The 9,126-nt window shown below is 71.1% G+C and carries 10 protein-coding genes; 6 read left to right on the top strand and 4 right to left on the bottom strand.

The window, feature by feature from the left end; all coding sequences use genetic code 11:
* On the bottom strand, positions 1 to 226 hold a 226-nt coding region (locus ACZ6ZR_RS38095; RefSeq protein ID WP_465650550.1), incomplete at its 3' end, for an ABATE domain-containing protein.
* Between the two features lie 175 nt (positions 227 to 401).
* On the opposite strand from ACZ6ZR_RS38095, the gene gap reads away from it, so the two are divergent.
* Both gap and ACZ6ZR_RS38085 read left to right on the top strand, forming a co-directional pair.
* Positions 402 to 1,409, top strand: coding sequence for a type I glyceraldehyde-3-phosphate dehydrogenase (gene gap, locus ACZ6ZR_RS38090; RefSeq protein ID WP_465650549.1), 1,008 nt, complete (start codon positions 402 to 404; stop codon positions 1,407 to 1,409).
* Between the two features lie 352 nt (positions 1,410 to 1,761).
* Positions 1,762 to 2,490, top strand: a complete 729-nt coding sequence (locus ACZ6ZR_RS38085; protein ID WP_465650547.1) for a hypothetical protein — start codon at positions 1,762 to 1,764, stop codon at positions 2,488 to 2,490.
* A gap of 75 nt (positions 2,491 to 2,565) precedes the next feature.
* Here the strand turns inward: ACZ6ZR_RS38085 and ACZ6ZR_RS38080 are convergent, their stop codons facing one another.
* Positions 2,566 to 3,948: a glycine--tRNA ligase gene (locus tag ACZ6ZR_RS38080; protein ID WP_465650545.1), complete on the bottom strand. Its 1,383-nt coding sequence runs from the start codon at positions 3,946 to 3,948 to the stop codon at positions 2,566 to 2,568.
* 211 nt (positions 3,949 to 4,159) lie between these two features.
* On the opposite strand from ACZ6ZR_RS38080, the gene ACZ6ZR_RS38075 reads away from it, so the two are divergent.
* Genes ACZ6ZR_RS38075 through ACZ6ZR_RS38060 form a run of 4 tightly spaced genes read left to right on the top strand, consistent with a single transcriptional unit; the run spans position 4,160 to position 7,291 of the window.
* Entirely contained in the window at positions 4,160 to 5,107 is a 948-nt protein-coding gene (locus tag ACZ6ZR_RS38075; protein WP_465650543.1) for a metal ABC transporter substrate-binding protein, read from the top strand.
* 17 nt (positions 5,108 to 5,124) lie between these two features.
* Positions 5,125 to 5,880 (top strand): metal ABC transporter ATP-binding protein, encoded by a 756-nt coding sequence (locus ACZ6ZR_RS38070; RefSeq protein WP_465650541.1) that lies wholly within the window; start codon positions 5,125 to 5,127, stop codon positions 5,878 to 5,880.
* On the top strand, positions 5,877 to 6,842 hold the full coding sequence (locus tag ACZ6ZR_RS38065; RefSeq protein ID WP_465650539.1) for a metal ABC transporter permease: 966 nt from the start codon (positions 5,877 to 5,879) through the stop codon (positions 6,840 to 6,842). The genes ACZ6ZR_RS38070 and ACZ6ZR_RS38065 overlap by 4 nt, the downstream gene beginning before the upstream one ends.
* Before the next feature lie 35 nt (positions 6,843 to 6,877).
* The gene (locus tag ACZ6ZR_RS38060; protein WP_345287663.1) at positions 6,878 to 7,291 is read left to right on the top strand and encodes a Fur family transcriptional regulator; all 414 of its coding nucleotides are present in this window, start codon (positions 6,878 to 6,880) and stop codon (positions 7,289 to 7,291) included.
* A 71-nt stretch (positions 7,292 to 7,362) separates the two neighbouring features.
* On the opposite strand, the gene ACZ6ZR_RS38055 is transcribed toward ACZ6ZR_RS38060, so the two are convergent.
* Positions 7,363 to 8,193 (bottom strand): isoprenyl transferase, encoded by an 831-nt coding sequence (locus ACZ6ZR_RS38055; RefSeq protein ID WP_465650537.1) that lies wholly within the window; start codon positions 8,191 to 8,193, stop codon positions 7,363 to 7,365.
* A 2-nt stretch (positions 8,194 to 8,195) separates the two neighbouring features.
* Complete coding sequence (recO, locus tag ACZ6ZR_RS38050) at positions 8,196 to 8,942, bottom strand: DNA repair protein RecO (protein WP_465650535.1); 747 nt, start codon at positions 8,940 to 8,942, stop codon at positions 8,196 to 8,198.
* Between the last annotated feature and the right edge of the window lie 184 nt (positions 8,943 to 9,126).

Below are 9,126 nucleotides of genomic sequence, written 5' to 3'. Positions count from 1 at the left end.
AGGCGGCCGCGGCGCTCGCCAGCCGGAAGATCGTCTCGCGGAGCCGGACGGCGTGCGCCAGGTCCTCGGCGTCGGCGGCCATCGGCTGGTCGACCAGCCCGGCCGCGACGGCCCAACGTCCCAGGTCGGCGGGGGTCACCAGCTGGTCGAGCGCCAGGCCGCGGCGGCGCTGCACGGTGCCGACCAGGTCGAGGGCCGGGTCACCACTGACAAAGACGAACTCCATTTCGCCAGCATAGTGCGCAAGCGGCCCTCATAACCGGTATGACTGGTTATCGAGGGGGCCGTGGGTTACCCTCGTACCACCCTCAGAAATAACCCCTCAGAGTGGTTACCAGCCGAAGACGCCTGGCAGCGCTCCGTCAACTGACGTACGTAGCACGGGAATACGAGGAGTCGAGATGGCAGTCAAGGTAGCGGTCAACGGTTTCGGTCGGATCGGCCGCGGCTTCGTCCGGGCGGCGCTGGAGCGTGGCGCCGACCTTCAGGTGGTGGCCGTCAACGACCTCACCGACGCGAAGACCCTGGCCCACCTGCTCACCTACGACAGCTCCCTCGGCAAGCTGGCCGAGGAGGTCCGGGCCGAGGGCGACAACATCGTCATCGGCGGCCAGACCATCAAGGTCTTCGCCGAGCGGGACCCGAGCAACCTGCCCTGGGGCGAGCTGGGCGTGGACGTGGTGATCGAGTCCACCGGTGTCTTCACCGACGCCGCCAAGGCCCGCGCGCACATCGAGGCCGGCGCCCGCAAGGTGATCATCTCCGCCCCGGCCAACGGCGAGGACCTCACCCTCGCGATCGGCGTGAACGACGACAAGTACGACCCCGAGGTCCACCACATCGTCTCCAACGCCTCCTGCACCACCAACTGCCTGGCCCCGCTGGCCAAGGTGCTGAACGAGGCGCTGGGCATCGAGCACGGCCTGATGACCACCGTGCACGCCTACACCCAGGACCAGAACCTCCAGGACGGCCCGCACAAGGACGCCCGCCGCGCCCGCGCCGCCGCCACCAACATCGTCCCGACCTCCACCGGTGCGGCCAAGGCCATCGGCCTGGTCCTGCCGGAGCTCCAGGGCAAGCTCGGCGGCACCTCGCTGCGCGTCCCGATCCCGGTCGGCTCGATCACCGACCTGACCGCCCGGGTGGAGCGCCCGACCACGGTCGAGGAGATCAACGCCGCCTTCGCCAAGGCCGCCACCGAGGGCTCGCTGGCCGGTATTCTCCGGTACAGCGAGGCGCCGCTGGTCTCCAGCGACATCGTCGGCGACCCGGCCTCCGTCATCTTCGACGCCGGCCTGACCACCGTCAGCGAGGACGGCCGCCAGGTGAAGATCTTCGGCTGGTACGACAACGAGACGGGCTTCTCCCACCGCGTGGTCGACGCCGCCCTGCTGCTCGGCGCCTGACCACCCCGCGAGGCCGGGCCGCCGTCCCCGGCCCGGCCTCGACCTCCGGCCCCTCCCGGCCACCGGCTCACCGACTGAAAACCGGCCCGACTCACCGCCGTAACACAACTGCCTTGTACGGCAGGGAGGATGACGGTTCACGGACGAGCCGAGGGGACCGAAGACGGTGAGCGGAGCGCAGTCGCGGCGGCGGCCGACCGGGGCACGGTTCGGCGGGGCCTACCAGGAGGACGAGGCTCCACCCGCCCCGGCGCCCGCCACCACCACCCCCCGCGGCGCCCGGTTCGCTGGCGCGCCCGCCGCCGAGCAGCCCCGGTCACCCGAGCCCCAACCGCCGTACCAGGCAGCACCCTTGACCCCACCGCAGCGCACCGGCCCCGAACTGGTCGCGCTGGCGGGCCGGATCACCGCCCTGCACCAGGGCGGTGCGGCCCAGGAGTCCGCCGCCGTCACCGCCCAGGCGGCCGTCCTGCTGGCCCCGGAGGACGTGACCCGGCTGGCCGTACTGCTGCACACCCAGGGCCCGGCCGGCGCCGCCGGCTATCTGGCCCGGGCCACCGTGCACGGCAGCCCCGAGCAGGCGGCGGCCACCCTGGCCGGGCTGCGCCGGGCCGGGCTGGCCGAGGCGGCGGCCGGCCTCTTCCATGCCCTCTGGGGCCACGCCAATGCCCAACTCCCGGCCCTGCTGGCCGCCTTGGAACGCCACGGGCTGTCCGGCGACGGGCTCACCCTGCTCTGGGAACGCGCCTCCGCCGCCCCCGCCGAACTGGCCGCCCTGGCCATCGCGCTGCGCGCCGCCGGACGGTCCGAGGACGCCCACCGCCTGCTGCACCAGGCCGCCGGCCGCCGCTCCGGCGAACTGGCCGCCACCGCCCTGGAGTTGGACGAGCCGCTGGCCGCCGAGCTCTCCACCCAGGCGGCCCGGCTGCGCTCCCCCGCCGACCTGGCCGAGTACGCCGCCGCACTGACCGCCTCCCCGCCGCGCTACCGGGCCCTGCTCGCCGCGGTCGCCGCCCTCGACGAGCCCCGCCGCCGCGCCGCGGTGGCCGCCCTGCGCGCGCTCGCCCTGCCGCTGCACTGAGAGTCTCCGCACCGAGACGGAGAACGGCCCCGCCACCCTCAAGGGCGACGGGGCCGTTCCCGGGCAGACGGTGCGTCAGCAGCCGATCAGACGGGCGCCCAGGTAGGACTTCACCTGGTCGAGCGAGACGCGCTCCTGCGCCATGGTGTCACGCTCGCGGATGGTCACCGCGTTGTCCTCGAGGGTGTCGAAGTCGACGGTGACGCAGAACGGCGTGCCGATCTCGTCCTGGCGGCGGTAGCGCTTGCCGATCGCGCCGGCGTCGTCGAACTCGACGTTCCACGCGGTGCGCAGGTCGGCGGCCAGGCCGCGCGCCTTCGGCGAGAGGTCGGCGTTGCGGGAGAGCGGGAGCACCGCGACCTTGACCGGGGCCAGCCGCGGGTCGAGCCGCATGCCGACGCGCTTCTCCATGACGCCCTTGGCGTTCGGCGCCTCGTCCTCGAAGTAGGCGTCGATCAGGAAGGCCAGCATGGCGCGGTTCAGACCGGCTGCCGGCTCGATGACGAACGGGAAGTACCGCTCGTTCGCCTCCTGGTCGTAGTAGCGCAGGTCCTTGCCGGAGGCCTCGCTGTGCACGGTGAGGTCGTAGTCGGTGCGGTTGGCCACGCCCTCCAGCTCGGAGAACTCGTTGCCGCCGAAGTTGAAGCGGTACTCGATGTCCACCGTGCGCTTGGCGTAGTGGGAGAGCTTCTCCTTCGGGTGCTCGAAGAAGCGCATGTTCTCGGTGCGCAGGCCGAGGCCGACGTACCAATCCCAGCGCTGCTGCAGCCAGTACTCGTGCCAGGTCTCGTCCTCGCCCGGCTTGACGAAGAACTCCATCTCCATCTGCTCGAACTCGCGGGTCCGGAAGATGAAGTTGCCCGGGGTGATCTCGTTGCGGAAGCTCTTGCCGACCTGGGCGATGCCGAACGGCGGCTTCTTGCGCGAAGTCACCTGCACCTGGCTGAAGTTGGTGAAGATGCCCTGCGCGGTCTCCGGGCGCAGGTAGGCCAGGCCGGACGCGTCCTCGGTGACACCGAGGTGCGTCTTCAGCATGCCCGAGAACTCCTTGGGCTCGGTGAAGCCGCCCTTGTTGCCGCAGTTCGGACAGTTGATGTCGGCCAGGCCGTTGGCCGGGAGCTTGTTGTGCTTGGCCTCGTAGGCCTCCTCCAGGTGGTCCGCGCGGTAGCGCTTGTGGCAGGAGAGGCACTCGGTCAGCGGGTCGTTGAAGGTGGCGACGTGGCCCGAGGCCTCCCAGACCTCGCGGGCCAGGATCACCGACGAGTCGAGACCGACGACGTCCTCCCGAGCGGTGACCATCGAACGCCACCACTGGCGCTTGATGTTCTCCTTGAGCTCCACGCCCAGCGGCCCGTAGTCCCAGGCGGCACGGGTACCGCCGTAGATCTCGCTGCAGGGGTAGACGAAGCCTCGGCGCTTGCTCAGGCTGACGATCGTGTCGATCTTGTCGGCGGCCACAGTGCTCTCTTCAGTACGACGCCACGGGCGTGACGGCACGGTCAGGGCACGGCTGGTTGCACGTACCCGAATACCAGCAGAGGTTACCGGGCGGCCCCATGGACGGTTCAAATCGGTATTCGCCCGCACACCGTGTGTCGAACGGACCATCGGACGGTCGGACAGTTGAGTGAGTTGACAATCATTTCCACCTAAGTTGAGAATGGTTGTCATGAAGTCGCGCCGCCGGACCACCTCGATAGCCCTGACCGCCACCGCAGCCACCGCGGCCCTCCTCCTCTCCGCCTGCGGCGGAGCCAGCAGTGCCGAGGACGGCAAGGGCAAGCTCGACGTGGTCGCGTCGTTCTACCCGATGCAGTACCTCGCCGAGCAGATCGGTGGGCAGCACGTGAAGGTGACCGACCTCACCGCCGCCGGCGTCGAGCCGCACGACCTGGAGCTGACGGCCAAGCAGGTCGCCAAGGTGAAGGGCGCCGACGCCGTCCTCTACCTCAAGGGCTTGCAGCCCACCGTGGACAAGGCCGTGGCGCAGAGCGACTCCAAGCACGTGGTCGACGCCACCGCCGCCTCCCCGCTGACCGGCCACCACCTCCCCGAGGGCCACGCCGAGGACGACGGGCACGACCACTCCGGCGCGGCCGGCGACCCGCACATCTGGCTCGACCCGAACCGCTACGCCGCCGTGGCCAAGAACGTCGGCGCCGAGCTGGCCAAGGCCGACCCGTCCCACGCCGCCGACTACCAGACCAACACCGACCGGGTGGTGGCCGAACTCGCCGCGTTGGACAAGGAGTTCAAGGACGGCCTGAAGGACGCCAAGGGGAAGTCCTTCGTCACCAGCCACGCCGCCTTCGGCTACCTCGCCGACGCCTACGGGATCAACCAGCTGGCCATCAACGGCGTGGACCCGGAGTCCGAGCCGACCCCGGCCAAGCTCGCCGAGATCCAGCGGGAGGCCAAGGAGCACGGCGTCTCCACCATCTTCTTCGAGACCCTGGTCAGCCCCAAGCTGGCCGAGACGGTCGCCAAGGACCTGGGCCTGAAGACCGCCGTGCTCGACCCGCTGGAGGGCATCAAGGACCCCTCCAAGGAGAACTACCTCTCCGTCATGAAGCAGAACCTGCACAACCTCCAGGCCGCCTTCGGCATCCAGAGCTGACGGGACACCGCATCACCATGAGTTCAGTGCGCCTGCGCGACGCCGTCGCCTCGCTCGGCGGCCGCCCCGTCCTGCGCGGGGTGGACCTCGACGTCCGGCCCGGCGAGGTGGTCGCGCTGCTCGGGGCCAACGGCTCCGGCAAGTCCACCACCGTCAAGTCGGTGATCGGCGCCGTCCCGCTGGAGCGGGGCTCCCTGGAGCTGTTCGGCACCCCGTTCGCCGGCTTCCGCGACTGGCACCGGATCGGCTACGTGCCGCAGCGCACCACCGCCGCCAGCGGGGTGCCCGCCACCGTCCGCGAGGTGGTCTCCACCGGGCGGCTGCCCAAGCACGGGCTGCTGCCGTTCCGCCGCCGGGACCGGGAGGCGGTCGACCGCGCGCTGGCCGCCGTCGGGATGACGGACCGGGCCGGCGACGGCGTGGCCGGGCTCTCCGGCGGCCAGCACCAGCGGGTGCTGATCGCCCGCGCGCTGGTCGGCACGCCCGAACTCCTCATCATGGACGAGCCGATGGCCGGGGTGGACCTGGAGAGCCAGCAGGTGCTCGCCGACACCCTGCGCACCGAGGTCGAACGCGGCGCCTCCGTGCTGCTGGTGCTGCACGAACTCGGCCCGCTGGAGCCGCTGATCGACCGCACGGTGGTGCTCCGCGACGGCTGCGTCTCCTACGACGGCCCGCCGATCCCCAGCACCGGACAGCACGCGCTCCCCGGCCACGATCACGTCCATCCGCACGAGGACGCGCACCTGACGACCCCTGGACTGCTCACATGACCGAGATGCTCAGCTACGACTTCATGCAGCGCGCGCTGATCGCCGCCGTGCTGGTCGGCATCACCGCCCCCGCCGTCGGCATCTACCTGGTGCAGCGGCGGCAGGCGCTGATGGGCGACGGCATGGGCCACGTCGCGCTCACCGGAGTCGGCCTCGGCTTCTTCTTCCAGACCAGCCCGGTCTGGATGGCCGTGCTGGTCTGCGTGCTCGGCGCCGTGGTCATGGAGGTGGTCCGCTCGCGCGGCAACCAGCGCGGCGACATCGCGCTGGCGATGCTCTTCTACGGCGGCATGGCCTGCGGCAAGCTGCTGGTCAGCAAGAGCTCGCAGTCCGGGAACGGCAGCCTGGAGAGCTACCTCTGGGGCTCCATCCTCACCGTCTCCCCCACCGACCTGCTCACCATCACCGCGCTGGGCGCGGTGGTGATCGCGGTCACCATCGGCCTGCGCCGCCAGCTCTTCGCGATCTGCCAGGACGAGGAGTTCGCCCGGGTCACCGGCCTGCCGGTGCGGGCGCTCAACCTGCTGCTCGCGGTGATGGCCGCCGTCACCGTCACGGTGGCGATGCGGGTGGTCGGCCTGCTGCTGGTCTCCGCGCTGATGGTCGTCCCGGTGGTCGCCGCGCAGCAGCTCACCCGCTCGTTCGCGATGACCCAGGCCGCCTCGATCGGCGTCGGCGTGGCCGTCGCGGTGGCCGGCGTGGCCGGCTCCTACGAGGCCGACCTGCCCTCCGGCCCGGCCATCGTGCTGCTGGCCATCGTGGTCTTCGCGGTCTTCAGCGCACTGGCCGCACCGCTGGCCCGGCGCCGCCACCGGGCCGCCCCGGACACCGGGCCCGAGGTCTGCGAGGTCAGGCTGCCCGGTCAGGCCCGCCCCTCCGACCCCCACCAGCCCCAGGAGACCCACCAGCCCGAGGAGTCCCGCACCGAGGATTCGGTCACCAGTCGGGGACTGGCACAATGAGGTGCCAGACGCCCACACTCCCTGGAGGACCCACGGTGACCACCGCAGGCCCGTCGCGCGCCCGATCGACCCGGCAGCGAGCCGCCGTCTGGGCTGCCCTGGACGAGGTCGAGGACTTCCGCAGCGCCCAGGAGCTGCACGACCTCCTCAAGCACCGGGGCGACTCGGTCGGGCTCACCACCGTCTACCGCACCCTCCAGTCGCTGGCCGACGCCGGCGAGGTGGACGTGCTGCGCACCGCCGACGGCGAGGCGGTCTACCGCCGCTGCAGCAGCGGACACCACCACCACCTGGTCTGCCGCTCCTGCGGCTCCACCGTCGAGGTGGAGGGCCCCGCCGTCGAGCGCTGGGCCAACTCGATCGCGGCCGAGCACGGGTACAGCGACATCGCGCACACCCTGGAGATCTTCGGCACCTGCGCCAGCTGCGCCGCCAAGGCCACCGCCTGACGGAGCGCCAGACGCGGAGAGGGCCCGTACGGACGTGATCCGTACGGGCCCTCTCGGCGTCTGCCGGTCCGTCAGCGCTGCGGCGGGACCTCGGCGGCGAGCTCGTTGGGCAGCGCGCCGCCGAAGCGGCGGTCGCGCATCGCGTACTGCTCGCAGGCGCGCCACAGGTCGCGGCGGTCGAAGTCCGGCCAGAGCACGTCCTGGAACACCAGCTCGGCGTAGGCGCTCTGCCAGAGCAGGAAGTTGGAGGTGCGCTGCTCCCCGCTGGGGCGCAGGAAGAGGTCCACGTCCGGCATGTCCGGGTGGTACATGTACTTGGCGAGGGTCTTCTCGTTGATCTTCGACGGGTCGAGCTTCCCCGCGGCGACGTCCCGGCCGATGGCGGCGGCCGCGTCGGCGACCTCGGCCCGGCCGCCGTAGTTGACGCACATGTAGAGGGTGACGGCGTCGTTCTCCTTGGTCATCTCCTCCGCGACCTGGAGCTCCTGGACGACGCTCTTCCACAGCTTCGGCATCCGCCCGGCCCAGCGGATCCGGACGCCCATCTCGCTCATCTCGTCCCGGCGGCGGCGGATCACGTCCCGGTTGAAGTTCATCAGGAACTTCACCTCGTCCGGGGAGCGCTTCCAGTTCTCGGTGGAGAAGGCGTACAGCGAGACGTTCTTCACGCCCAGCTCGATCGCGCCCTTGAGCACGTCCAGCACCACCGACTCGCCGACCTTGTGCCCCTCGGTCCGCGGCAGCCCGCGCTCCTTGGCCCAGCGGCCGTTCCCGTCCATCACGATCGCGACGTGGGCCGGCACCAGCTCGCCCGGGAGCTTCGGCGGCACGGCGCCGCTCGGGTGAGGGGTCGGCGGGAGGTACTCACGCTGCTTGCTGCCGAAGAGCCGTCGCGCTGCCATGCTCACTTCTCCACGTATCTCATCGAGCGGATTCCCCGCTCCAGGTGCCACTGGAGGTACGCGGCGACCAGACCGCTGCCCTCCCGCCAGTACCTCGGCTCACTGTTGTCCGCCGTCTGCCAGTCCCCTGACAGCAGCGCGCCGAGCAGTACCAGTGTCTCAGGGGAGGGTACGGCACTTCCCGGCACGCGGCAGTCACCGCAGAGCACCCCGCCCGCCTGCAGCGAGAAGAACCTGTTGGGGCCGGGGAGTCCGCACTTAGCGCAGTCGGTGAAGCTGGCGCCGTAGCCGTTGACGGCCAGGGAGCGGAGCAGGAACGCGTCCAGCACCAGGTGGGGCTCGTGCTCCCCCGAGGCGAGCGTCCGCAGGGCGCCGACCAGCAGCAGGTACTGCTGCACGGCGGGCTGGCCCTCGTTCTCGGCGAAGCGCTCGGCGGTCTCCAGCATCGCGGTGCCGGCGGTGTAGCGGGAGTAGTCGGTGACGATCCGCCCGCCGTACGGGGCGATGGTCTCCACCTGGGTGCAGAGCGGCAGCCCACGGCCGATCAGATCCGACCCACGGCTGAAGAACTGCACGTCCACGTGCGAGAACGGCTCCAGCCGCGCCCCGAACTTCGACTTCGTCTTCCGAATCCCCCGAGCCACCGCCCGGACCTTCCCGTGCTGACGCGTCAACAACGTGATGATCCGGTCGGCCTCGCCCAGCTTCTGGGTACGGAGGACGATGCCGTCGTCCCGGAACAGACTCATGCCGCCCATTCTCCCGCACCCCACCGACACCCCCGCCCCGCGCCTGCGGCGGGCTCGGGCGGAACGGCACGAAGCCGCCTGCGGCGGGCTCGGGCGGAACGGCACGAAGCCGCCTGCGGCGGGCTCGGGCGGAACGGCACGAAGCCGCCTGCGGCGGGCTCGGGCGGAACGGCACGAAGTCGCC

The organism is Kitasatospora sp. NPDC088742 (assembly GCF_055584905.1).
The sequence above is the reverse complement of the archived record's forward strand: the minus strand, read 5'-3'. Positions and strand labels throughout refer to the sequence as shown.